The following is a 24,410-nucleotide window of genomic DNA, read 5'->3' as shown; positions in this document are numbered from 1 at the left end:
ACTCTCACCTAATCGGTTCAACTTAATATTGTTATTAAATATTAAATCAATCTAATTTCTCGATTAGCTTTCCTTCAACCAGCTAAACATTGCCCGCAGATCCTTACCCACAACTTCAATGGGATGTTCTGCTTCACGGCGACGAATCGCCGTAAATTGCGCTTGACCCGACTGATTTTCGAGGATGAAATTCCGTGCAAACTCACCCGTTTGAATTTCCGTCAGAATTTCCTTCATTGCGGCTTTGGTCTCAGCGGTGATCACCCGTGGCCCACTGACATAATCACCATACTCAGCGGTGGTAGAAATGCTATCCCGCATTTTCGCCAGACCACCTTCCACAACGAGGTCAACAATAAGTTTTACTTCATGGAGACACTCAAAGTAAGCCAACTCCGGCTGGTAACCCGCTTCGACGAGGGTTTCAAAACCAGCTTTAATCAGAGCACTCAGACCACCACAGAGAACTGCCTGTTCACCAAATAGATCAGTCTCCGTTTCTTCTCGGAACGTGGTTTCAAGGATGCCACCGCGAGTACCGCCGATGCCTTTCGCGTAGGCCATCGCCAAATCACGGGCTTGACCTGTGGCGTCTTGGTAAACTGCGAATAATGCTGGCACCCCTTGACCTTGTTCATAGGTACGACGCACGAGGTGACCAGGGCCTTTAGGGGCAACCATTACAACGTCTACATCAGCGGGAGGAACGATTTGGCCGAAGTTGATATTGAAGCCATGGGCAAAGGAAAGTACATTGCCCGCTTGGAGGTTGGGGAGAATATCTTTGGTGTAGACAGATTTTTGGACATCGTCGGGTAACAAAATCATGATCCAGTCCGCCACTTTTGCTGCTTCCGCAACAGGTAAAACCTTTAGACCTTCGGCTTCGGCTTTGGCTGTGGACTTACTTCCGGCATACAGGCCGATAACGACGTTAATCCCACTGTCTTTGAGGTTGAGGGCATGGGCATGGCCCTGGGAACCATAGCCGATGATGGCAACGGTTTTGCCGTTTAACAGATCTAAGTTTGCGTCCGCATCATAATACATGCGAGCCATAGGACAATTCTCCGACGGAAATTACAAAGTTAAGAATATGTGTTAATGCATACTGCAGACTTCGTATTATAGGAGATTGTTGTCAACTGAACTTTTGCTGGGCAGGCTCCTCAGAAATTTTTAATAACTTATAGGAAAAACAACCAACCGACATCTTTGATTTCGGCAAACTCTGCTGATCATTGCGTCGAAATTTTGGCGATCGCCGAGGATCTCAGTCGCCCTCCCTAGGGACTTGACAGGCGCAACAATGATTCGCCGAAGGCTTTTGGGGCTGTTACAATAAACCTCTGATAATTCTGTTGGTCTTACAAGCAATAAACTCCCATGGGTAAAGGCATCGTTCTGCTATCAAAACGAGAAATTGAAAAAATGCGCAATGCGGGACGGCTAGCGGCGCAACTCCTTGATTACCTAGAGCCTCTGGTTAAACCGGGAGTGACGACCCTCGAATTGAACGATGCGGCGGAGGAATGGACCCAAAAACACGGTGCAAAAAGTGCCCCCCTCGGTTATGGCAAGAGTAACCCTTACCCAAAATCTATTTGTACCAGTGTCAATGAAGTAATTTGTCACGGCATTCCCAGTAAGAAAAAAGTGCTCAAAGACGGCGACATCATCAATATCGATGTGACCCCCATTCTCGACGGCTACCATGGTGATACGTCTCGGACTTTTTTTGTGGGCACCCCAGCACCCAGGGTCAAAAAATTAGTCGAAGTAACGGAAAAATGTCTGTACATCGGCATTGAAGCGGCTCAACCCAACGGTCGCATCGGTGATATTGGGGCGGCGATCCAAGAATATGCCGAATCCCAAGGCTATTCAGTCGTGCGTGATTTTGTCGGCCATGGCATTAGTAATGTCTTCCACACAGAGCCCCAGGTTCCCCACTACGGCAAACGCGGTAAGGGCACCAAAATTCGTCCGGGGATGGTTTTTACCATTGAACCAATGATCAATGAAGGCACCTATGAGAGCCAATTACTTGGTGATGGTTGGACAGCGGTGACCAAGGACGGTAAGCTCTCGGCCCAGTTTGAACATACGATTGCGATCACCCCAGAAGGGCCAGAAATTTTAACCCTGTCGGCATAAAGGGTGTGATTGGATGGCTTAACAACCTGAGATACCAACAAAAAAGACCCCAAATGGGGTCTCTTCGCAATTAGTTTTAGAGTTTAATCGTCTAAAGCTCTATTCTTCTTCGTTTGCTGCTTCAGCCTCTTCTGCTTCGAGGGTGCCGGCAGGGACAAATTCGATCTCAGACTGTTCTTCGAGCCAATCGAGGGTGGCATCAATGGTCAACTCTTCTTTGATGGCTTCCTGGAGACGCTCTTCATCAAAGCCTTCCTGGAGTTCTGCCTTGGCTTCCTCTAGGCGCTCGTTAAATTTGTCGGTATTAATTTCGATCTTCTCGACCTTGGCAATTTCCGTGAGAATCAAGGAGTTGCTGAGCCGTTGTTCTGCTTCTGGGCGAGCCGTTTCTCGCAGTTTAGGAATCATATCCTTGGTAAAGATGCGATTCACATCGATGCCCATGCGGCTGAATTCCATCATCTGCTGGGTGAGGACTGCGGTAATTTCTTCGTTGACGCTCACTTCTGGCAGTTCGGCGCTGTTGTTGGCAGCGAGTTGTTCTAGCAGATAACGACGCACGCTGTTTTTGGTGCTGATTTCAGCGTTTTCTTTTAGCTGGGCTTCTAGACTTTCTTGCCAAGCCGCGAGGGTTTCAAATTCTTCGTTGGTGGCTTCGCTGGCAAACTCATCATCGAGTTCCGGTAGTTCGCGGCTCTTGAGTTCCTTGAGGGTGACGGTGAAGGAGACTTGTTTCCCGGCCATTTCTTCGTTGCCGTAGTCTTCGGGGAAGGTAACGGTGAATTTCTTGGTTTCTTCGGGTTTCATGCCGACAAAACCATCCACAAAGCCTGGGATAAATTTGCCTTCTTCGAGGTCGAGGGAAAAGTCTTCGGCTTGGGTGCCGGGGATAATGTCTGCTTCTTCTTCGCCAGCGTCGTTTACATAGCGACCTTCGTAATCGGCGATCGCCACATCTCCCATTTGAGCCGCCCGGTCTTCGACGGGGACAAGGGTGGCCAGTTCGCGTTGTTTCTGGGTGAGAAATTCATCGAGATCCGCCGGATCATATTCGCTCTTTTCGGCCTTGAAGCTGAGGCCCTTGTAGCTGTTGAGGCTTACGGTGGCGGGGACATCCACGGCGGCCTTGAAAGTGAAGGATTCACCGGGTTTGTAGGCGCTGATCAGGTCATCGAAGGAAGATTTGAGTTGGAAATTTCCTAGGGCCTCAATGTTTTCTTGGGCGATCGCCGCTTTTAAGCTGTCGTCGATCAAATCCTCAAGGACAGACGCCTTAATGCGATTGGGGCCTAACCGTTGGATCAAAATCTGCTTGGGAACTTTTCCTTTCCGGAAACCGGGGAGGTTCACGGTACGGGCAAGTTTCCGCACTGTTTCATCATAGACTTTTTGGGTGACGTCAGCGGGGACTTCGATTTCTAGCCCAACTTGGCTGGCAGGAAGCTTTTCCTGGATAACTTTCATCGATGTTTAAAGGTTCTAATATATAAGTTACCTCAGTACAGGACAAAAAGCTTGAAAAGGATAGAGGGAGAGGGTTTGATGGAAATAAGCACAAATCAATCAAGCCCTCATGAATCAGATTAGCGAAATTCGCCGCCAATTGCGACCTCATCTCGGATGGCATGGAGCCAGACTGTCATTTATCGCCCTCTTCCTGGTGGCACTGTTCCGGGCTAAAACCGTCAATCTCGCCGAACTCGCCACCGTCTGGGGAGGCAATGCAGCAGAAGAGTCTAATTACAAACGCATGCAGCGATTCTTTCAGTCCTTTGACGTCAACATGGACAAAATCGCCAGGATGGTAATGAATATCGCGGCTATCCCGCAACCTTGGGTCTTAAGCATCGACCGCACCAACTGGTCATTGGGGACAACTGACTTCAACATCCTAATGCTGTGCGTCGTCCATGAGGGTATCGGCTATCCATTGATGTGGACGATGCTCAAAAAGAAGAGGGGCAACAGCAATAGTACAGAGCGGATGGATTTGCTCGAACGCTTTGAAACCTTATTTCCCAATATCGAGATTGCCTATCTCACGGGAGACCGAGAGTTTATCGGCAAGCCCTGGTTATCGTATCTGATGCTCGATAAGCCTATTCCCTTTCGTCTGCGCCTACGTCAGACCGACAAAATAAGTAAAGGCAAAGGTCAACCCGCCATCGCGGGGTCACATCTGTTTCGCTCCTTAGCCATTGGCGAAACAAGAATACTGCCAGGAAAACGGTGGGTCTGGGGTCGTCAGGTCTATGTCATGGGCACTCGTCTCGACTCGAAACGAAGAGCTAGTAAAAATGAGGATGAGTTTCTGATTATCATCACCACCCATGACCCTCAAAATGCTTTAGCAGATTACCGTCGTCGCTGGGGAATTGAAACCCTGTTTGGAGCTCTTAAGACCCGTGGCTTTTGCTTGGAATCGACCCATTTTACCGATAAGGTGCGTTTGTCGAAGCTGCTGGCTCTGTTGGCCATTGGCTTTGTTTGGGCGATGAAAGCGGGTTTATGGCGACATATCCAAAAGCCGATTCGTATCATCAAGGCCCATGGCCGTCGAGCTCGGAGTTTGTTTCGCTATGGCTTTGACTTATTGCGTCGCTTTTTTACCGCTTCTCCCCAATCTCTACTTGGGTCAGAGTTTCACCCCATACAACTTTTGTCCTGTACTTAGATAAGTTACAACTAAGAGTCTTAGGATAGTTTTGTTCGTTGGCGATCGCCCCTTTAGGGGTCTGAATTGAGCGCTCCATGATATCCTAAGGTCAGTAACCCAAACGCAGGATTACCCAGAATATGTTTGGGTCGGTCTATTGCGTTTTTACGAGGGGTTAACCTATCTGATAATAGTATAATTAGAGCTTCGATATACAAAGTCTTGCGAAAGGGATGCACCAATACAAAACGACAAAAGTTGCCCTGCTTATCCTAGCCAAACCCTCACCTCTGGGGTGATCAAGCCATCCCCGCCACAGTGAAAAATTCTCCCAGGCGATCGCCCCAACCAGATTTTTACTTTTTAATTTCATTACCCTTAACCCAAAGTCATTAGGAGGTTTATTCTTTGTCAAAACTAGTCAATGTCGCCATTCTTGGTGCTACCGGAGCCGTTGGCGCAGAACTCCTACAGTTGCTAGAAGAACGGGATTTTCCCCTAAACAACTTAAAACTTTTGGCCTCGCCCCGTTCTGCCGGGAAAACCCTGACTTTTAAAGGCAAGCCCATTACCGTCGAAGCAGTCAGCCCAGAAGCCTTTGAAGGGATCGATATTGTCCTCGCGTCCGCCGGGGGAAGCACCTCAAAAAAATGGGCCAAGGCGATCGTCGAAGCCGGTGCCGTGATGATCGACAACTCCAGCGCCTTCCGCATGGATCCTGATGTGCCCCTCGTGGTGCCAGAAATTAACCCAGCGGCAGCCCAACAACACCAGGGCATCATCGCGAACCCCAACTGCACAACCATTCTCATGGGGGTGGCAATTTATCCTCTCCATCAAGTGCAACCCATCCAGCGGATTGTGGTTTCTACCTATCAATCTGCCAGTGGTGCCGGGGCTAGGGCCATGGAAGAAGTCAAACAGCAGACCCAGGCGATCTTGGCGGGCGAAGAACCCCCCACAGAATCTTTCCCCTATCCCCTCGCCTTTAATCTTTTTCCCCACAATACCCCCATCGATGACGCGGGCTATTGCCAAGAGGAGATGAAAATGGTGAACGAAACCCGGAAGATCTTTGGGACGCCTGACCTGCGGATTAGTGCTACCTGTGTCCGGGTGCCGGTGCTGCGGGCCCATTCTGAAGCGGTTAACCTAGAGTTTGCGCAGCCCTTCGAGCCAGCCCAAGCCAAAGACATCCTCACCACGGCCCCTGGTGTTACCGTAGTAGAGGATTGGGAAAACAATTATTTCCCGATGCCCATGGATGCAACGGGGAAAGATCCGGTGCTGGTGGGTCGTATTCGCCGGGATATTTCCCAAGACAATGGCCTGGAATTGTGGCTCTGTGGCGATCAGATTCGGAAAGGAGCAGCCCTTAATGCCGTCCAGATTGCGGAACTGCTTTGGGAAAAAGATTGGCTCCAACCAGCGGCGATCGCAACGGCGGTCTAGTCCAGTAAGATTTATGTGTGTTGTGTCGATTCGTTTATGACAAGTACAAGATTTGGTCGAGTGATCACCGCAATGGTGACCCCCTTTACGGAAGAGGGGCAGGTGGATTACGCGATGGCGGAAAAATTAGCGGCCCATCTCATTGACCAGGGGAGTGACGCCCTTGTTGTCTGCGGCACCACCGGAGAATCGCCCACCCTGACTTGGGATGAGGAGTATGAGCTATTCCGGGCTGTGCAAAATGCTGCCACTGGACGGGCTAAGGTAATCGCGGGTACGGGTTCTAATTCCACCAGTGAGGCGATCGCCGCCACCCAAAAAGCCGCTAAACTGAACTTGGACGGTTCGCTGCAAGTTGTTCCTTATTACAATAAGCCCCCCCAGGAAGGACTTTATCAGCATTTCAAGGCGATCGCCGAGGCCTGCCCTGATATCCCATTGATGCTTTACAACGTGCCGGGGCGCACCAGTTGTAATCTGTTGCCCGAAACCGTGATTCGCCTCGCCACCGTGGACAACATCGTGGCCATCAAAGAAGCCAGCGGTAACCTCGACCAGGCCGCCCAAATTCGTTGTGGTGTAGATTCTACCTTTGAAATTTACTCAGGGGATGATAGTCTAACTCTACCTTTGATGAGTGTAGGAGCCCAGGGCGTTGTGAGCGTGGCCAGTCACCTTGTCGGGCCGCAGATGCAGGCGATGATCCAAGCCTTTCTTGCTGGCCGTACCCAAGAGGCGATCGCCCTCCACCTGAAGCTTTTTCCCCTATTCCGAGTCCTATTTTGTGATACCAACCCCCTCCCCGTTAAAACCGCACTCATTCTTCAGGGATGGCGTTTAGGGAGCTTTCGTCCGCCCCTCTGTCCCCTCAGCCCCGATCGCACGAAACAACTCACCCAGGTGTTGAAGGATCTGTCCCTCCTCTAAAACAAAGCATTGGGATGAACAGCCTACTGCCATGGCTTTTGACAACTGAACAGTATTGCGCCAATTACCAGCACCCGATTGATCGCTGGTTGTGCCTAGCCGTTGGTCTTCAGAGACCTGCTTTAAAAAGTTTTCTATTTCAATCTTTTCTCTAGTTTTAACCACACGCAAATCTAAGGAGTTTTATGAACAAGAGCAAACCCCAACCCACAACCCGTAGAAGAACCCGCACCAGCCAAAAACAAACGACCAAGCCAGAAAATCTCAACTCCCAGGACAGTATTAAAATTATTCCCTTGGGTGGTCTCCATGAAATTGGTAAAAACACCTGTGTTTTTGAGTATGACGATGAAATCGTGCTGCTCGATGCGGGGCTAGCCTTTCCGACGGATGGAATGCATGGGGTCAACATTGTTCTGCCAGACACAACCTATCTCCGGGAAAATCGCCACAAAATTAAGGGGATGATTGTCACCCACGGTCACGAAGATCACATCGGTGGCATTTCCCATCACCTCAAGCAGTTTGATATTCCAGTAATCTATGGCCCCCGCCTAGCTATGTCTCTGCTGTCCGACAAATTAGATGAAGCGGGTGTAAGTGATCGCACCAAACTCCACAGTGTTATGCCACGGGACATGGTGCGCATTGGTAAAAATTTCCTCGTAGAATACATTCGCAATACTCACTCCATTGCCGATAGCTTTACCGTGGCGATCCACACGCCCATTGGGGTAATCATTCACACAGGGGACTTCAAAGTAGACTTTACCCCTGTTGACGGTGAACAGTTCGATTTCCAACGCCTCGCTGAACACGGCGAAAAAGGTGTTCTCTGTCTTTTAAGTGATTCGACGAACGCCGAAGTTCCCGGTCGCACCCCTTCAGAAGCTTCTGTAAAACCGAATTTAGACCGTATCTTTGGTCAAGCCCAGGGAAGACTCTTCGTCACGACCTTTGCGTCTTCTGTTCACCGAGTCAGCATTATTTTAGAACTGGCACAAAAGCACAATCGCAAGGTGGCTGTAGTGGGCCGCTCTATGCTAAACGTCATTTCCCATGCCCGCAATTTAGGCTACATGAAATGTTTGGATGAGCTGTTTATTCCCCTGCGACAACTCAAAAGTATGAAGGATGAGGATGTTTTGATCCTGACAACGGGCTCCCAAGGTGAAACCCTATCGGCCATGACCCGGATCTCCCACGATGCCCACCGTCACATCAAAATTAAGGAAGGGGATACGGTGGTCTTTTCGGCCAATCCGATCCCTGGGAATACGATCGCCGTGGTCAATACCATTGATCGTTTGATGATGCGCGGCGCGAAAGTTATCTATGGTAAAGGGGAAGGCATTCACGTTTCTGGTCACGGCGCCCAAGACGATCACAAGTTGATGTTGGCCTTGACGAAGCCGAAGTTCTTTATTCCGTTCCACGGGGAACACCGGATGTTGGTGAAGCACGCCCAAACGGCCCAATCGATGGGGGTACCGGAAGAAAATATTGTGATTATCGATAACGGTGACATTGTGGAACTCACAGAAAATTCCATTGGTGTTACCGGGAAAGTGCCTTCGGGAATTGAATTAGTAGACCGTTCTGGTATTGTCCATGATTCGGTACTCCAGGAACGCCAACAGTTGGCCGAGGAAGGGGTGATTACGGTGGCCGTGGCGATCGCCCAGGATGGTAATCTAATTGCACCGCCAGAAATTCATCTCCGGGGTGTGGTTACCGCAGCGAACAATAAGTTGCTCCACCAGTTAATCCAACGGAATGTCGAAAATGTGTTGGAGGATCGCCTCGCAGAATATAAAGAACATGGCAAGCGCAGCAACGAAGACATTGACTGGACTGATATTCGCCTAGAAATCGAAGCATCCCTGCAACGCCTTGCCCGTCGAGAATTACAAGGGGAACCCCTGGTGGTCTTTTTGATGCAGGTCAGCGAACAGACTGCCGTTAGAACCCAGCGCCGTCGTCGTCGTCCCACAGCATCCCTTGCTTCCTAATGAAGGAAAAGGATTTGGGATTTGCTCTAAGTCTCTTGTAAGCATTTAAATTCAGAGAAATACACGAAAGGGAGCCATAATGACTCCCTTTTTTGTTTACGGATTTAGAGCATTAAAAAAATTCGAGAAAATGCTTAGCTGATAGCCAAGCTCTTAGAAAAATTAATTTTCGCTATTTTGAGCCTGGGCCGGATCTACCCAGATAATGCGCTGTTGTTTGGGATCGACTTTTATGGTGTACTCCTGCATTAGTCGATGGCTCCCGTAGGCATCGAAGTGACGGTTAAATTCTTGGCGTAGTTTGGCGACCCGTTGTTCTGCTTCGGTGACTTCGCCCTTGAGAACAGATAACTGCTGCTGTTGGGATAGTTGGGCCGGTAACAATTGAGCAATGGAGGCGATCGCCACCCCACCGAGGAGACAATTTACAGAAATCTGCGCCGCCAATTCCCAGCAAGCGAACCGATGCTGCTTATTTGCTGCTGTTGATGGGCCAGCGTTTTTTTGATCTTGCTTATGGCGACGTTTCTGGAGAGAAATAGGGGTCTGTTGCCGGGGTGATTGTGGAGGGGAGAAGCCGTACATGAACACAGGATCCAACACTAAAAAAACAAGAAATCGCGTAACCTGAAGTTATCGAAGCATTTTTCTTTGATTGATAATGCTTATAACAAGCCTTTTTAGAAAAAATGATCGATAATTTTGCCGATGTTTAAATGACAGTAGATGCGCTGAAAATGGATCGAGGCGATCGCCCAAATCATTAAGATGTAAAAAATTTCAAGACCGAAATTCACCACAATTTTTTGGAGAATTTTGATCAAGCTTTGGCCTTGATGCTAGCAGCATCTTAGCATTTGCGTTTTAAAAAATTAGAATCTCTTCAAAAAGAAGCTCTGATCCCCAAAATTCAGGCAAATATGGCCGCTATTGATAAATAAAACAAATTATAGCCACGCAGATTTTGTTGAATTCTAATAGGTTTCTGCATAGGGGCTGGGACTCTGGGCCAGATTTAAAAACTTTGTTAGCTCCGGCTGGAAAATCAGCTTAACCGTCCCGGTGGGGCCATTACGGTGTTTCGCAATAATCACTTCGGCAATATCTCGCTCCGGGGTATCTGGGTTGTAATAACTGTCGCGGTAGAGCATTAAAACCAGGTCGGCATCCTGCTCGATGGAACCTGATTCGCGCAGGTCAGACATCATGGGACGTTTGCTGTTGCGGGCCTCAACGCCTCGACTTAACTGGGATAGGGCAAAAATGGGCACATCTAATTCCCGGGCGAGCCCTTTGAGCGATCGCGTAATTTTTGAGAGTTCTTGGACACGATTGTCTCCACCGCCTTCCATGAGTTGCAGATAGTCAATGAGGATTAACCCTAACTTTCCCCCCTGTTCTGCCTGAAGTTTCCGGGCCTGCGATCGCATCTGACCTACCGTGATATTCGCCGTATCATCGATAAATAAAGGCACATCCGACAAAAATTCCACCGCTTTGAGGAGAGGACGCATATCAACCTCATCGAGGCGTCCGGCCCGGAGACGATTACTTTCAATCTGAGCCTCCCCAGCCAAGAGGCGCTGCACCAATTGCTCCTTCGACATTTCTAAACTAAAAATGGCCACGGGAAGCCGTTCCTTTTTAGCGATATTAGTGGCCACATTTAGCGAAAAACTGGTTTTCCCCATGGCGGGACGTCCGGCAATAATTACCAGATCAGAGCGTTGGAAGCCATTGGTCATCGCATCGAGATCATAAAACCCACTCGAAAGCCCCGACAGCATCTCTTTTTCCTGCTGCTTGGCCTGGCGTTCTTCGATATTGCTAAAGGCTTCGGCAATGGTTTCGGCAATGGCGGTTAGGCCATCCTGGGGACGGGTCTGGGTGAGCCGAAAGATTTTTTGCTCAGATTCATCGAGGACATCGGGTAGAGTTTTAACGGTGTCATAGCCCAGATCAATAATTTCATGGCCCCCGGCAATGAGTTGTCGCCGCACGTATTTATCCATGACCAGTTCCGCATAGTGGTCAATATTCACAGCGGAGACGGTGCGATCCACCAATTGGGAAAGCTTGGGAATACCGCCGACTTTTTCGAGACGTTCGTTGTCCTGGAGCCAGGTACTCAGGGCCAATAAATCCGTCGGTTTGCCCTGATTATGGAGCACCAACAAACCTTGATAAATATCCCGGTGGGCCTGGACATAAAAAGCATTAATCACCAGAACATCCACCACCCGGCCCATGGCTTCTGGGTCCATTAAAATCCCCCCCAGAATAAATTCTTCGGCTTCGATATTTTGGGGCGGAAGGGCGTTACCGGGAAAAGCGGGAGTTGAATCGGCCATGGTTGGGGAGGAAGTGGGGCGTAAGGAAACGCTTTCTTAATAGTCTAAACGTACTGATTGAAAATGAAAATAGCGATCGCCACTGGGACTTGCTGGAATGTCAGAGGCAATGGGAAGATCGCAGGCATTAGGCAGAGGGGATTTCATGTTTAGTTATCTTAAGGGAGAGGCGATCGCCATCCACCGGAATTTGCAGGGGCGTTTTTTTCTAATTCTCGAAGTGAGGGACATTGGCTACGAGATCCAAGTGCCAGGACGCCTCGCCCAGGAGTTGGAAGCAGTGATCGGCCAACCCCAACACATTTTTGTCCACAGTCAGCAACGGGAGGACGGCACCTATCTCTACGGCTTTGCCAGCGGTGCCGCGCGGGATTTGTTCCGTCAGCTCATCAGTGTCAGTGGCATTGGTGCCCAAGGGGCGATCGCCCTCCTCGATACCCTAACCTTGCCGGAATTGGTACAGGCCATTGTCACCGCCGATCATCGTCAGCTAGCCAAAGCGCCGGGTATTGGCAAAAAAACCGCCGAACGGCTTGCCCTCGAACTGCGCAGCAAACTCAGCCAATGGCGAGATCAATTTTCGCTTCCCGACACAGCCGCTCAACCCAATGCTGCCGTCCACGAAGATTTGGAATTAACCTTGTTGGCCTTGGGATACCAAGAAACCGAAATCCGTGGGGCGATCGCCACCCTCAGTCAAGACTCGATTCTGTTGCAAAATGACAATGCCGACGAATGGATCCGGCGGGCCATCACTCTCTTGAGCCAGACATAACAAGACAAAAACCCCCTACAATGAGGAGGCCTAGGCTCACCTGTTCAACAAAAAAACGCTATTGAATTTCCCGGACGCGGGGTTGTCCGTCAATAATTTCACCGACCAAAATCACATCAGCCACCCCAACAAACAGACCGTTTTCCAGGACGCCAGGGATATTATTAATCTTTTGCTCTAGGGTTGCTGGGTCGTCAATCCCTGTAAATTTAAGATCCACGACTAAATTTCCTTCATCGGTGACTACAGGGCCAGCTTTTTTGACTCCCATTCGGAGTTCCGGCTTACCACCTAATGCTTCTAGTTGACGCATCACTGGCGTAATGGCCATGGGAATAACTTCCACGGGTAATAAAAAGGTTGAACCCAAGCGATCAACCAGCTTGCCGCTATCTACCACGACGATAAACTTGTTGGCGAGGGCATCCACAACTTTTTCCCGGGTGTGGGCCGCACCGCCCCCTTTAATTAAATTTTTCTGGGGATCGACCTCATCGGCCCCATCAATGGCCACATCAATGTGATCGACGGCATCCAAACTGCTTAGGGGAATGTTGTACTGTTTTGCGAGAACTTCTGCCTGGAAGGAGGTGGGAATCCCGACAATATTCTCCAGTTCACCTGCGGCTAAACGCTCACCAATGTATTGAATTGCATAGGCGGTGGTTGACCCAGTGCCTAAACCAACCACTGAGTTGGACTGGACTAGGGCGGCGGCGGCTTTGCCCACTTCCTGTTTCATGACCGTGACGGCATCCATTGTGTATCCCTCCGAGAAAAAAATTGAATAAAAAAATTAATGCTGAAAAATTTTTTGGCGTAAACAAAACAAATCCTGCCACACGATCTGCAGCAGGAAAATCAATGACCCAAGGCCTAAACGTTAGCGGTTTGCTGTTGGAGCATGTCTTTGAGCTTCTCCAATTCGCTGGCCCAGCGGGGGTCGGGTTGAGCGGAAGTTGCATCGCCATAGCTGGATTGCTTCTTGCTGCCACCACCACTGCGCTTGCGCTTGCCGCCTTTGGCATTACTGGCTTCGGCTGGTTTGTCATCGCCTTTGCTACGGGGGAGAGCCTTCTCAATTTTGAGGGGACTGTCCATGAAGGATTGGCCATTGTACTTTTCGATGAAAGCATCGGCTTCTTCGTCGGTGGGGACGGTAACGAAGGCGAAACCACGGCATTTGCCTGTTTTCCGGTCTTTGATCACTTTGGTGGTTGCGTTTTCGCCTGCTTCAGCAAAGAAATCAACCAGGGCTTGTTTTTCGACGACGTCTTTGGGCAGATTGCCGACATACAAACGTACGGACATAGGGAACCTCCTAGATGTTGGTTGGGTTAGATGAAAAACTGGTTTGGGGACAAACTCGTCCAGGGATCAAGTGCTGATAATGTGGCGATCGCCTTTGACCTTGCATACAAAAAAATTTAACTGTAAAAAGACTGATCATCCAGTATTGTTGTGCCCTAGGGCCTTCGGTGAAAACTGATCGGTTTGTCTGTCACAGGAGCAGTGGTGGCATACTTCACATCGTGCGGTTGCTCTGGAATTTTTACTTTACCGTGAACGTTACAGAATGTATAGCACCATCGAGTGACCCATTATGGGGTAAATGGTGCGGAAAGACAAGTCACTTAACGTTTTTTTCCGTTTTCCCCAGGGGATTTATGCTATGGTGATCGCCTGAAATTTTCTCGATGCCGTGGCTTTGGTGAACGATAATCCATCGTAAACCTTGGGGGAAAAAATTGCCCCTAAACGTAACAGAGATGACGGCACCACACAACGGAATGTGAAAGATCGATCAGAAAAGTCGGTAGGATTTGCTAGAGTGGATCACCGATTTTCCAAAACATCTATGGAAAGCGAATTGTGTTTTAAGTTCGGGAGAGTGAGGCAGGTTCCATGGCAATGATCGTTCAAAAATACGGCGGTACCTCCGTCGGCTCGGTGGAAAGAATCCAAGCAGTGGCCAAGCGGGTACAGCAACGGGCCCAGGCGGGCAATCAAATTGTCGTGGTGGTCTCTGCCATGGGAAAAACCACCGATGGTTTAGTGAAATTAGCCCACGAAATTAGTGATAATCCCAACCGGCGGGAAATGGATATGCTCCTCTCCACGGGGGAACAGGTCTCGATTTCTCTGCTCAGTATGGCCCTCCAGGAACTGGGACAACCGGCAATTTCTCTCACTGGTGCTCAGGTGGGAATCGTTACTGAAGCGGAACATAGCCGTGCCCGCATCCTCGAAATTAAAACCGACCGCCTCCAACGACACCTGCAAAAGGGAGAGGTGATCGTCGTGGCGGGTTTCCAGGGCATTTCCAAAACCGAAGATCTAGAAATTACTACCCTGGGTCGGGGCGGATCGGATACTTCTGCGGTGGCGATCGCCGCCGCCCTCAAGGCCTCCTGCTGTGAAATTTATACCGATGTGCCAGGAATTTTAACCACCGACCCGCGTATCGTCCCCGAAGCGCAACTGATGGCCGAAGTCACGTCCGATGAAATGCTAGAGCTTGCCAGTTTAGGGGCGAAGGTGCTTCATCCCCGAGCTGTCGAAATTGCGAAAAATTATGGGGTGCCTTTGGTGGTACGTTCCAGTTGGACGGAGGATCCGGGGACTTGGGTGACCTCTGCCCCGGTGAGCGATCGCCCCTTGATTAACCTCGAAATTGCCAAAGCCGTCGATGCGGTGGAGTTTGATACTAACCAGGCCCGCATTGCGATGCTGCACATCCCTGATCGCCCTGGCGTCGCCGCCAAATTATTTGGGGAAATCGCCACCCACAATGTCGATGTGGATTTAATTATCCAGTCGATCCACGATGGCAATAGCAATGACATTGCCTTCACCGTGACCGAAAATGCTGCTACCCAGGCCCAGGCGATCGCCGAAGCCATTGCCCCCACCCTCTGCGCTGGCACAGACCAAGATTTAAGCGATGTTGCGGTGATGAGCGCCAATGACATTGCCAAAATCACCATCTCTGGGGCTGGGATGATCGGCCGTCCCGGAATTGCCGCGACTATGTTCCAAAGCCTAGCCGATGCAGGGATTAATATCGAGATGATTTCTACCTCGGAAGTGAAGGTGAGTTGCGTTATCCAGCAGACGGATTGTGACCGGGCGATCGCCACCCTCTGCGATGTTTTTGACATTGCCTCTTCCCCGATGAATGCGACCCCAGCGGCTCTCAATCCCAAAGATCACCCCCCCGTCCGGGGTGTCGCCCTTGACCTCAAACAAGCGCAACTGGCCATTCGTCACGTGCCGGATAGCCCCGGTATGGCTGCCCAAATTTTTTCGCTGTTGGCCCACCAAAACATCAGCGTCGATATGATTATCCAATCCCAACGGTGCCGTGTCCTCAATGGGATCAAAACCCGTGACATTGCCTTTACCGTCGCCCAGGGGGATGCTGAAGCGGCTCGCCTCGCCCTCTCTAGCATGGCGGAACAGCTAAACTTTGGGGAAATCGAAGTAGATCCGGCGATCGCCAAAGTCAGTATTGTCGGTTCTGGGATGATTGGCGCACCAGGGGTTGCGGCTCGTTTCTTCCAAGCCCTCGCTACGGCAAAAATTAACATTCAGATGATTACCACTTCTGAGATTAAAATTAGCTGCGTTGTCCCGGAAACCCAAGGCCAGGCCGCCCTGAAACTCGTCCATGAAGCCTTTGCCCTCGGTGGTGAAGCAAAGGTGGAAGTCCCCGCCTAATCATTGCCCAAACCCAGGATTAGCCCGCCGAGGAGAATTAGGAGCAAAAGCCCCAGGATCATAAGTACGCCCATACAAATTCCCTAAAAATACAATCTGCATTCAAACCCAGCCTAGCCCGGTTGGGTTTCTTTGTGGCGGAAACAACTTGATTCTAAAAATATTTTTCAAACAAAAAAAGAGCCCACCGAGGTGAACTCTCTTTATGCAGTGCCGGGAGGCGGAATTGAACCGCCGACACGAGGATTTTCAGTCCTCTGCTCTACCAACTGAGCTATCCTGGCGTTTTGCGCACAAGTTCTAATTTAGCAAAGCAATTTTAAATTGGCAACCCCTAAGCCTAGATTTTTCTCAAAAAAAGTTTTTTACGGGGTTTTTTTCATTATTCTTCGATGGCAATGCGGCCCTGACGTCCCAAACGGAACACCAAAAACGTCAGTAAATACACGACATAAATCACCAAGCCGACAATTCCTAAGAAGCCGAGAAAACCGGGTGTCGAGTTGGCGTGCAAAATTTGTTGGTAACGGCTGGGTGCTTCTAGCCACACTTGGCAATAGGTTCCTTGGCGCATCGCCGTCGAAAAGGCACAGCCCAAAAATGGTAGATTGGCGATCGCCCCGAGCGCGCAGTAAACTGTCACCGCCCAACGCCAAGCCGTAAACGCCAATTTCAGACGACTACCCGGCTGATCGCGAATTTCTTCATTGAGATCAATCCAAAACCATAACCCAATGGGGATCAAAATCCGTGACAACAGCCCTGTCAGATAGCCCACTGACCAACTGGGAATCAACAGATACACCGTCACCATTAACAAGCTGGCCACTTTCCAGTAAATGCCCAGGAGCCGCTGCATCGATTCCACCTTCGCGACGAAACTCCAGATCAACAGTGCAATCGGCACCATCACCGTAAAAATGACCGCCAAACGGTAGTCCATCCAGGCCAATTGCTGTAGTAACGTTTCATCCATGGTTTATGTGGGGTTTGAGACAAATTAAAATTGATTTTTCACAGTATACACAAGTCAAAGCAGTGGCACTACGGAGAGAAACCACTGCTTTGGGGATTAGCTTCTAGCACGTTTTTTGACCTTACCGAAGCCAAGATCAATGACCAAAAGCGCATCAATTAATTTTTTTAACAGAAATAAAGGCGATCGCCGACAAAATTAGTCTTCATAAAGACGGCATTCATCCGCGTCGGGGTTATCATCACAAAACTTTTCTAGGGGACTTTTTTCCGGCTCTTTTTCCCGTTGGTGGGCGGCTTCCGCCTGGAGTTCTTCAACGGCGTCCCAAGCAGCTGCACATTCAGCGGAAGTGGAGTCAGTACTACAAGCTTCCCGAGCCGCATCACGTTCTTGTTCAATTTTTTGATGAATATTTGTCATGAATCCTCGTTTTATCTTGCTATCTTTTTTAATTAAGGGCTCCAGTGACGAATGTTGCAATGTTTGCTTAAGCTCAGCAAAAAGAAAAGACAACAGCCACTGGCGTAGGAACGAAACTCTTTGCTTTTCTTGGCAGTGATTGGCATTCACCGATGGAGATTAGCGCAGGATTAAATTCGAAAAATAAAAAGTCCCTACTGTTCCCCATTGTACCGTAGGAAACCTGGTGGGTCGGTTTATTTTAGATCGGGTATTGCGCCATCGCCGCCCCAGAAAAAATCCCGCCGGCCAGGGGATGTTGTAGTAGAATCTATCTGCTCTGCTTGGAGATCTCCGGAAAAAGCCATGAAGTTTGTTTGCAGTCAAAGTGATCTAAATAGCCAACTGTCCCTCGTCGGTCGGGCGGTGCCCTCGCGGCCTACCCACCCTATTTTGGGAAATGTGCTGTTGACTGCGGATGCGAACCGCCACCAGATTCAACTCACCGCTTTTGATCTCAGCCTCGGCATTCGCACGAGTTTTCCGGCCCAAGTCATCGAAGGGGGCACCCTAACCCTGCCAGCGAAGTTGCTCAATGATATTGTGTCGCGTCTGCCTGAGGGGGAAGTGACCTTGAGTTGCCCGTCGGATACTTTGATGAAAGGCGATGCCCAGGCGACCCTAACTGCTGCTACGGGACGGTTTCAGATTCGAGGTATGGGGGCCGAGGAATTCCCAGAATTGCCGACGATCCAGGACGGTAAAAAATTAATGTTGCCGGCGATCGCCTTGAGCGAAGGCCTAGGAGGTGTACTATTCGCCGCAAGCCCCGATGAAACCAAGCAAGTTCTCACGGGCGTCCATCTCACCCATCATCAGGATTGCCTTGAGTTTGCCGCGACCGATGGCCACCGTCTTGCCCTCGTCGAAACCAGTGATCAGGTCAGTCCAGAGCCAGAATCCAGCGAAACCGGTAAACTTCCCACCTCAACCCTGGAAGATTTTGCTTTAACCATCCCCGCCCGGGCGCTCCGAGAACTAGAACGAATGTTGACCACCGCCAATGAAGCGGATTTAATTGCCCTGCATTTAGACGATAGCCAAGTCATTTTTGAAGTCAATCACCAGCGCCTCACCAGCCGTAAACTAGACGGTGCTTACCCCGCTTACCACCAGTTAATCCCCCGCCAGTTTAGCCGCGATGTCACCCTAGAGCGACGGGCTTTGATTAGCAGCATTGAACGGGTGGCGGTTCTGGCCGATCAGAAAAATAATATTGTCAAATTCCGCCTCAACAGCGCCGAACAAAAACTTCACCTCGCTGTGGAAGCCCAGGATGTGGGCAGTGGTGAAGAAGCGTTGCCCGCCCAGGTTTCAGGGACAGACCTAGAGATCGCTTTTAACGTGAGGTATCTCATCGATGGCCTGAAGGCTTTACCGAGTAATGAGATCAAGATGCAGTTGAATGAGAATAACCAGCCAGTCATTTTTACGCCCCTGGGTGCAGTGCAAATGACTTATTTGATTATGCCCGTGCAGATCCGCAGTTAAGGCGTTGGGGCTGGGGCTGTCTCTGGGGCGGCTGGTTGGCTAGGCGCTTGGATAATCTCTTTTTTAGCCATGTGGTCATAGAATTGACGACTAATTTTGTGGAGTAGCTCTTTACCCTTGGGGTCGTTGTAGGGACGCTCTACAAAAATTGCAGCAACGTAACGCTTGCCATTGGGCAGGTCAACAATTCCCGCATCGCCGATGATACTGCCGATGTCTCCGGTTTTATGGACGATGTCGGCTCCCTGGCCCAAACTCTGGGGTAAAAGGCGATCATTACTCGTGGCTCCCATGATCCGAAACAGGCGATCGCGGGAGCGGACAGACAAAATTTCGCCTTGGTTAACGCGGGCCAGGAGATGGGCGAGATCCTTCGCGCTGGTGAGGTTTGTGCCTTCGAGATCCGGCAGGGGGTTGTTTAATTGGGTTTGGGTCATACCCCACTGCTGAAATTTGGCGTTGAGGACGGCATTCCCCCCCAACAATTCGGTGATCATGTTGGTGGCGGTGTTGTCACTGTTGACGCTCATTTCCGTGGCGGTGTAGAGGGCGGTGTAGGTGCTGCCTGGGGTTTTGTATTGCATGCCGCCAGATCCGCCCCCGATGACCTCTTGAGTGAGGGTGAGGGAATCATCGAGGTTGACTTTGCCACTGTCAACGGCTTCAAAGAAGGCCACAAGAATGGGAATTTTGATCGTACTGGCGGCGGAGAGGGGGCGATCGCCAGCCACATCTAAATATTCCCCGGTGTCTAAATCCACAAAGAGCAAAGACGCATCCAGGGTAGAGTCGGCGGCGATCGCCGCTTGGGTGGTTTCTGCCAGTTGGGTGAGGGGCGTTTTCAGGGGAAGTGGCGCCGGGGCTGGGGGAGGAGAAACCTGTTCAGAGAGGAGCTGTTGGCTCGTTACGTTGTCGGGGGGAGTAACCGTGGGGATGGAGCGTAGGTTTGCGGCGCTGAGAATAGTGCCAATACAAGCACTAACACCAACACCCACGATGAGTAAACGGAGAGGATACAGGAGGGGCCGGGGTAATTTGAGGCGTGCTTGGCGGACTGGGCGGCGGGAACGGCGATTTGTCCTTGGGGAGTTGGGGGGGGGCTGGAGCGCGATCGCCTGGGGGGAATTCCCTTGCCGGTGACGGGCTTCAAAGGCGATCACCTTAGTATTGGTCGCAGCATTCAATGATCGTGGCGCTGGGGATTTTCTGCGTTTAGAACGACGGGACTTACCAACCACTGACGACTCCTACCTTGACTTTGGGGTAACTGAAATAGATTTTTTTCATTATGCCTGAAGACTTTAGCGATCGCTCCCCCTTTCTCAAAATTTTGTCAGCTCGCTGCAGCCTAAGGGAAAACCCAGAGAATCATGGCCAGCCTCTGCAATGCCACTGAGCCAAAAGCAGGAACAAATCATGGTGTTGCGCCTTGGAGAAGGCAATTTAAATTAAATTTGTATCCTATTTTTCAGTCAGGATAAATTTTTGAGCTTTGGGGAGAATCTAAATTGATTTAGTAATTTGGCGATCGCCTTTTTGCGAGAAAACATAACTTTCATGCTTAAAAATCAAGGTTAAAAAATGATCGCTTTATGCTGAATTTCACTTTAGGTCAGTAAAAGGGCTGTTAAAATTTGCTTAAATACTCAAGCCAATTTAGGGGAAATAATTAAGGTAATTCTCCCCTCCAAAATAACTGACAACAATGCTACAAAAATAATTCGGGGTGTTGTGTATGGTGAGTTTTTCTGGTGCTTTGACCTGGGAAAGTCTGCGGGGCTTTTTGACGGGGCGGATGTATATGCCCCACGGAAGCTGCTATCTATGGCAAACCCCTCTAGTTGGGCTACATCTGATGGCGAATTTGCTTACGGCGATCGCCTATTTTTCGATCCCGATTATGCTGGTTTATTTTGTCAAAAAGCGGCAGGATATGCCTTTTTCACGAGTGTTTATCCTATTTAGTACTTTCATTACTGCCTGTGGAATTGGTCACTTTTTAGATATGTTGACCCTCTGGTTTCCCATTTATTGGATTGATGGGATCGAAGGCAGTTTTACGGCTTTGATTTCCTGCTATACCGCCATAGAACTGTACACTCTTTTACCAAAATTTTTAGCGCTCAAAAGCCCGGAAGAGTTGGCAGTTATCAACCAAAAATTACAACTCGAAGTGCAGGAACGCCAAAAAGCAGAAAGCATTTTGAGTCGTATTGTGGCGGGCACGGCTGCGGTCACAGGACGTGATTTTTTCTCGGCCCTAGCGGAAAATTTGGCGATCGCCCTTGATGTTTGTTATGTCGCCATTCGTGAAATCCTCGACAATGACACTCATTCGCCACAAACCCTTGCCACCTGGAAAAATCCTAAATTTCCCTCGATCCCAGCAGTGGCGATCGCCTCCCCTGCTACGGAATCCAACACCAGTCAAACGCTCCAGTTCCCGATCCAAGACCGCAATTCTCGCACCATCGGCACCCTCCATGTGCAGCACTATCAACCCACCATTGACCAAGAGCTAGCCACAAAATTAACCCGTATTTTTGCTGCCCGGGCCGCCGCAGAAATTGAGCGCAAACGCGCCCTAGACGAACTTGCCTGGGCCAATAATCAACTCGAAACCATTAATAACCAACTCGAAGAAAAGGTCGCCGCCCGCACCCAAGCGCTCAAAACAGTGAACGAAACGCTCCGGAGCAGTGAAGCCCGTTACCGCAGTTTAGTGCTCAATATCCCCGGCGCTGTGTACCGTTGTCTCCCCGACGCACAATGGACAATGCAGTTTCTTTCCAATGGTATTGAACCAATTACTGGCTACCCGGCAACGGATTTTTTACATAATCAAATTCGTGCCTTCGGAGATATTATCCACCCCGAAGATTACCCACGGGTTCTTGCCTCTTTGGGCACACTCACCCCCGATAATCCCACCTATACCGATGAATACCGTCTTGTGCGCGTTGACCAAAACATTTGTTGGGTCTTTGAACAGGGACGGGGAATTTTTGATGAAACCGGTCATTTAATTCGCCTAGAAGGGGTGATGATCGAAGTCACTGACCGCAAACTGGCTAGCCAAGCCCTTGATCAAGAGCGGCGGCAACTGCGGCAACTGATCCAAAATATGCCCGTGGCGATGGCGATGTTAGACAAAAAGCTATGTTACGTGGCCCATAGCCATCAGTGGCTCGTTGACTATCAGCTTGGGGAAGAAACTCTCGTGGGGCGATCGCACCGTGAAGTTTTTGTGAATCTCCAGGAAGACTACCAACAGCATCTCCAAACAGCCCTAAGCGGTCAGGTGATTACCTGCGAAGAAGATTGCTACGTCCAGCATGATGGCAAAAAACAGTATCTCAAATGGACAGTCCAACCCTGGTATCACCGAGAAAATCAAGTGGGTGGGGTAGTGATTGTCACCCAAAATATTAATGATCTTGTCGAAGGTCGTGAGGCTGCCCTCGCTGCATCCCGCCTTAAATCGAGCTTTTTAGCGAATATGAGCCACGAAATTCGCACTCCCATGAACGGCATTCTCGGCATTGCGGAGCTTTTACAAACGACTCAACTGAATCCCCAGCAACAGGATTTTATAAAAACCCTCAGCCAAAGCGCGAACCATTTACTTTATGTGATCAACGATATCCTGGACTTTTCTAAGTTAGAAGCCGGGGAAATGCGCCTCGAATCCATGCCTCTACAGATTATTGACTGTGTGGAGTCGGTGGCAGAGCTACTGGCCATTCAGGCTCAAACGAAACAGGTGGAATTGATCACCACCATTGATCCGCAACTGGGAGGAACAGTTACGGGAGATTCGATGCGGTTGCGGCAGATATTGACGAATTTAGTTGGTAATGCGATTAAATTTACCCATCGGGGTTCTGTGGTGATCCGTGCTTTGCCTGTGGCCGAAGACGAGGCTTCTGTTTTGGTGAAGTTTGAGGTCATTGATACTGGGATTGGCATTGACAAAGCAGATCAAGCAAAATTATTCCGGTCTTTTTCCCAGGTTGATCCGTCTACGACAAGGGAATATGGGGGAACAGGTCTCGGTTTGGCGATCGCCAAACATTTGGTCAGTCTCATGGCCGGAGATATTGGTTTAGAAAGTAGTCCTGGCCAAGGTTCAACCTTTTGGTTTACGGCCCGTTTCCAACGGTTAGAAACACCGCCCCCTCTGCCCCAACTAGCTCCCTACCGCGTTCTCCTCATTGACTCCCAGCCCTTGTCTTTAGAAGCGACGCGTCGGCAGCTCAGTCACTACGGGGTCAGTGTCACGGCCTATGGGGATTTTATGGGGGGAATCCTCGCCCTCGAACAACAGGATAGTTTTGATCTGATGCTCTTGGCTTTACCCATTGTTGGTAATCAGGCAGGCATCGAAACGGCTTTGGATAAAGTAAAAACGCTCCTCCCCCGGGAAAATTTAGTGCTGCTGCTATCGGCGGTGGATTATCCTCGCTTAAAAAATTGGCTGCAGCCCCAAGGACTCCGTTATCTTCTCCGCCCCCTCCAACAGGAAGCGCTTTTACGTTGCCTCCAATCGGAAAAAAGGCTGGATCAGACAATGGCAGATGACCCAGATTTGGATTGGACTTTAGCAGAAATTTTGGGTGATCAGGGGGAGCGATCGCCAGATATTCAAATCCTCGTGGTCGAAGATACGCCCATTAACCAAACGGTCATTCTCAATCAGCTTGAAATTATTGGTTTTCGCAGCATCGATTGTGTGAGTAATGGCCGCGAAGCCCTCACTCAGCTCCAACAGCGGACCTATGACCTGATTTTGATGGATTGTCTGATGCCGGAACTAGATGGCTATACGACCACGGAAATGATCCGCCAACAAGAACAGGAGGATACCCACCAATTGATTATCGCGATGACAGCTAATGCGATGAAAGGCGATCGCGAAAAATGTCTAGCGGCGGGGATGGATGGCTACATTGCCAAACCCACCAGCATTAAGACTCTCCGTCAGGTCATTGATAAGTGTTTACAAAAGTCAGAAAAAAGTCGATCCGTAGGGGCGATCGCCGCGCCAACGATCCAGGAAAACCCAGAAATGGCAACAGATCCTGACACGCCTGTAGATTTAACACAATTGGTGCATTTTTATGGCAATAATCCCAATTTCCACCGGGAAGTGTTCGTACAATTCCTCGAATTTGCGCCCGGTTATCTACAAGCACTCCAAGGGGCGATCGCCAATCGGGATGCCAAAAAAATTTCCTACGAAGCCCATCGCCTCAAGGGAGCCGCCAGTAGCGTGAGTGTTCGTAAAATTCCAGACTGGTGCATTGCCATCGAATTCGCCCTCGCTACCGAAAACTACGCCACGATCCAGACGCTTTCCCAGCAGATCGAAACCCATTTCCAGGCAGCCCACCAGTTTATCCAGACCTACCTCGAATCCCCCGACTGATGGCCG

General features: G+C 49.9%; 19 protein-coding genes and 1 tRNA gene. 9 read left to right on the top strand and 11 right to left on the bottom strand.

All coding sequences use genetic code 11. From position 1 onward, the window contains the following. Positions 1-63: 63 nt before the first annotated feature. Positions 64-1,059: a ketol-acid reductoisomerase gene (gene ilvC, locus AWQ23_RS06570; RefSeq protein WP_012306898.1), complete on the bottom strand. Its 996-nt coding sequence runs from the start codon at positions 1,057-1,059 to the stop codon at positions 64-66. 327 nt (positions 1,060-1,386) lie between these two features. On the opposite strand from ilvC, the gene map reads away from it, so the two are divergent. Continuing rightward, positions 1,387-2,157 carry a type I methionyl aminopeptidase gene (map, locus tag AWQ23_RS06565; RefSeq protein WP_030006497.1) on the top strand — a complete coding sequence of 257 codons (771 nt, stop codon included), beginning with the start codon at positions 1,387-1,389 and terminating at the stop codon, positions 2,155-2,157. A gap of 99 nt (positions 2,158-2,256) precedes the next feature. Here the strand turns inward: map and tig are convergent, their stop codons facing one another. Then, complete coding sequence (gene tig / locus AWQ23_RS06560; RefSeq protein WP_062433638.1) at positions 2,257-3,621, bottom strand: trigger factor; 1,365 nt, start codon at positions 3,619-3,621, stop codon at positions 2,257-2,259. Between the two features lie 109 nt (positions 3,622-3,730). Here tig and AWQ23_RS06555 point away from each other — a divergent pair, with 109 nt between their 5' ends. The 4 genes from AWQ23_RS06555 to AWQ23_RS06540 all read left to right on the top strand — a co-directional run bounded on the left by AWQ23_RS06555 (position 3,731) and on the right by AWQ23_RS06540 (position 9,204). Next, positions 3,731-4,831, top strand: a complete 1,101-nt coding sequence (locus AWQ23_RS06555) for an IS4-like element ISSysp2 family transposase (RefSeq protein ID WP_062432013.1) — start codon at positions 3,731-3,733, stop codon at positions 4,829-4,831. Positions 4,832-5,221: 390 nt separating this feature from the next. Continuing rightward, positions 5,222-6,265, top strand: coding sequence for an aspartate-semialdehyde dehydrogenase (locus AWQ23_RS06550; protein WP_062433636.1), 1,044 nt, complete (start codon positions 5,222-5,224; stop codon positions 6,263-6,265). A 36-nt stretch (positions 6,266-6,301) separates the two neighbouring features. Then, positions 6,302-7,192, top strand: coding sequence for a 4-hydroxy-tetrahydrodipicolinate synthase (dapA, locus tag AWQ23_RS06545; protein ID WP_030006494.1), 891 nt, complete (start codon positions 6,302-6,304; stop codon positions 7,190-7,192). Between the two features lie 185 nt (positions 7,193-7,377). Then, the gene (locus AWQ23_RS06540; protein ID WP_232308979.1) at positions 7,378-9,204 is read left to right on the top strand and encodes a ribonuclease J; all 1,827 of its coding nucleotides are present in this window, start codon (positions 7,378-7,380) and stop codon (positions 9,202-9,204) included. A 162-nt stretch (positions 9,205-9,366) separates the two neighbouring features. Here AWQ23_RS06540 and AWQ23_RS06535 read toward each other — a convergent pair whose 3' ends face one another. The 3 genes from AWQ23_RS06535 to dnaB all read right to left on the bottom strand — a co-directional run bounded on the left by AWQ23_RS06535 (position 9,367) and on the right by dnaB (position 11,555). Beyond that, the gene (locus AWQ23_RS06535) at positions 9,367-9,789 is read right to left on the bottom strand and encodes a hypothetical protein (RefSeq protein ID WP_062433633.1); all 423 of its coding nucleotides are present in this window, start codon (positions 9,787-9,789) and stop codon (positions 9,367-9,369) included. 95 nt (positions 9,790-9,884) lie between these two features. Then, on the bottom strand, positions 9,885-10,028 hold the full coding sequence (locus tag AWQ23_RS16310) for a hypothetical protein (RefSeq protein ID WP_217833043.1): 144 nt from the start codon (positions 10,026-10,028) through the stop codon (positions 9,885-9,887). Between the two features lie 150 nt (positions 10,029-10,178). After that, positions 10,179-11,555, bottom strand: a complete 1,377-nt coding sequence (dnaB, locus tag AWQ23_RS06530; RefSeq protein WP_030006491.1) for a replicative DNA helicase — start codon at positions 11,553-11,555, stop codon at positions 10,179-10,181. 145 nt (positions 11,556-11,700) lie between these two features. On the opposite strand from dnaB, the gene ruvA reads away from it, so the two are divergent. Further along, positions 11,701-12,330, top strand: coding sequence for a Holliday junction branch migration protein RuvA (ruvA, locus tag AWQ23_RS06525; protein ID WP_062433631.1), 630 nt, complete (start codon positions 11,701-11,703; stop codon positions 12,328-12,330). 58 nt (positions 12,331-12,388) lie between these two features. Here ruvA and rpiA read toward each other — a convergent pair whose 3' ends face one another. Further along, positions 12,389-13,090 (bottom strand): ribose-5-phosphate isomerase RpiA, encoded by a 702-nt coding sequence (gene rpiA, locus AWQ23_RS06520; protein ID WP_062433628.1) that lies wholly within the window; start codon positions 13,088-13,090, stop codon positions 12,389-12,391. 116 nt (positions 13,091-13,206) lie between these two features. Further along, a complete protein-coding gene (locus tag AWQ23_RS06515) occupies positions 13,207-13,641 on the bottom strand; it encodes an RNA-binding protein (protein WP_030006488.1) in 435 nt (144 codons plus the stop codon). A 594-nt stretch (positions 13,642-14,235) separates the two neighbouring features. Here AWQ23_RS06515 and AWQ23_RS06510 point away from each other — a divergent pair. Further along, positions 14,236-16,050: an aspartate kinase gene (locus AWQ23_RS06510; RefSeq protein ID WP_062433624.1), complete on the top strand. Its 1,815-nt coding sequence runs from the start codon at positions 14,236-14,238 to the stop codon at positions 16,048-16,050. A gap of 211 nt (positions 16,051-16,261) precedes the next feature. Here the strand turns inward: AWQ23_RS06510 and AWQ23_RS06505 are convergent. The 3 genes from AWQ23_RS06505 to AWQ23_RS06495 all read right to left on the bottom strand — a co-directional run bounded on the left by AWQ23_RS06505 (position 16,262) and on the right by AWQ23_RS06495 (position 17,446). Then, positions 16,262-16,334 (bottom strand) — tRNA-Phe (locus AWQ23_RS06505). Between the two features lie 98 nt (positions 16,335-16,432). Continuing rightward, entirely contained in the window at positions 16,433-17,026 is a 594-nt protein-coding gene (locus AWQ23_RS06500; protein WP_030006486.1) for a DUF3177 family protein, read from the bottom strand. 198 nt (positions 17,027-17,224) lie between these two features. Next, on the bottom strand, positions 17,225-17,446 hold the full coding sequence (locus AWQ23_RS06495) for a Calvin cycle protein CP12 (RefSeq protein ID WP_012306885.1): 222 nt from the start codon (positions 17,444-17,446) through the stop codon (positions 17,225-17,227). A gap of 345 nt (positions 17,447-17,791) precedes the next feature. On the opposite strand from AWQ23_RS06495, the gene dnaN reads away from it, so the two are divergent. Continuing rightward, entirely contained in the window at positions 17,792-18,976 is a 1,185-nt protein-coding gene (gene dnaN / locus AWQ23_RS06490) for a DNA polymerase III subunit beta (protein WP_030006485.1), read from the top strand. On the opposite strand, the gene AWQ23_RS06485 is transcribed toward dnaN, so the two are convergent. Further along, positions 18,973-20,160: a serine hydrolase gene (locus tag AWQ23_RS06485; protein ID WP_232308978.1), complete on the bottom strand. Its 1,188-nt coding sequence runs from the start codon at positions 20,158-20,160 to the stop codon at positions 18,973-18,975. The two genes, dnaN and AWQ23_RS06485, sit on opposite strands and share 4 nt — an antisense overlap. A gap of 551 nt (positions 20,161-20,711) precedes the next feature. Between AWQ23_RS06485 and AWQ23_RS06480 the strand changes: the two genes are divergently transcribed. Beyond that, positions 20,712-24,404 (top strand): response regulator, encoded by a 3,693-nt coding sequence (locus tag AWQ23_RS06480; protein ID WP_062433621.1) that lies wholly within the window; start codon positions 20,712-20,714, stop codon positions 24,402-24,404. The last annotated feature ends 6 nt before the right edge of the window (positions 24,405-24,410 follow it).

The sequence above is a fragment of the Picosynechococcus sp. PCC 73109 genome (assembly GCF_001521855.1).
Taxonomy (GTDB): domain Bacteria; phylum Cyanobacteriota; class Cyanobacteriia; order Cyanobacteriales; family MRBY01; genus MRBY01.
This window is presented reverse-complemented; position numbering and strand designations above follow the sequence as displayed.

Excerpts from the sequence above, each read along its gene's own strand:
- ilvC (WP_012306898.1), bottom strand. The coding sequence starts at position 1,059 with ATGGCTCGCATGTATTATGATGCGGACGCAAACTTAGATCTGTTAAAC.
- map (WP_030006497.1), top strand. The coding sequence starts at position 1,387 with ATGGGTAAAGGCATCGTTCTGCTATCAAAACGAGAAATTGAAAAAATG.
- tig (WP_062433638.1), bottom strand. The coding sequence starts at position 3,621 with ATGAAAGTTATCCAGGAAAAGCTTCCTGCCAGCCAAGTTGGGCTAGAA.
- AWQ23_RS06555 (WP_062432013.1), top strand. The coding sequence starts at position 3,731 with ATGAATCAGATTAGCGAAATTCGCCGCCAATTGCGACCTCATCTCGGA.
- dapA (WP_030006494.1), top strand. The coding sequence starts at position 6,302 with ATGACAAGTACAAGATTTGGTCGAGTGATCACCGCAATGGTGACCCCC.
- AWQ23_RS06540 (WP_232308979.1), top strand. The coding sequence starts at position 7,378 with ATGAACAAGAGCAAACCCCAACCCACAACCCGTAGAAGAACCCGCACC.
- AWQ23_RS06535 (WP_062433633.1), bottom strand. The coding sequence starts at position 9,789 with ATGTACGGCTTCTCCCCTCCACAATCACCCCGGCAACAGACCCCTATT.
- dnaB (WP_030006491.1), bottom strand. The coding sequence starts at position 11,555 with ATGGCCGATTCAACTCCCGCTTTTCCCGGTAACGCCCTTCCGCCCCAA.
- ruvA (WP_062433631.1), top strand. The coding sequence starts at position 11,701 with ATGTTTAGTTATCTTAAGGGAGAGGCGATCGCCATCCACCGGAATTTG.
- rpiA (WP_062433628.1), bottom strand. The coding sequence starts at position 13,090 with ATGGATGCCGTCACGGTCATGAAACAGGAAGTGGGCAAAGCCGCCGCC.
- AWQ23_RS06515 (WP_030006488.1), bottom strand. The coding sequence starts at position 13,641 with ATGTCCGTACGTTTGTATGTCGGCAATCTGCCCAAAGACGTCGTCGAA.
- AWQ23_RS06510 (WP_062433624.1), top strand. The coding sequence starts at position 14,236 with ATGGCAATGATCGTTCAAAAATACGGCGGTACCTCCGTCGGCTCGGTG.
- AWQ23_RS06500 (WP_030006486.1), bottom strand. The coding sequence starts at position 17,026 with ATGGATGAAACGTTACTACAGCAATTGGCCTGGATGGACTACCGTTTG.
- AWQ23_RS06495 (WP_012306885.1), bottom strand. The coding sequence starts at position 17,446 with ATGACAAATATTCATCAAAAAATTGAACAAGAACGTGATGCGGCTCGG.
- dnaN (WP_030006485.1), top strand. The coding sequence starts at position 17,792 with ATGAAGTTTGTTTGCAGTCAAAGTGATCTAAATAGCCAACTGTCCCTC.
- AWQ23_RS06480 (WP_062433621.1), top strand. The coding sequence starts at position 20,712 with ATGGTGAGTTTTTCTGGTGCTTTGACCTGGGAAAGTCTGCGGGGCTTT.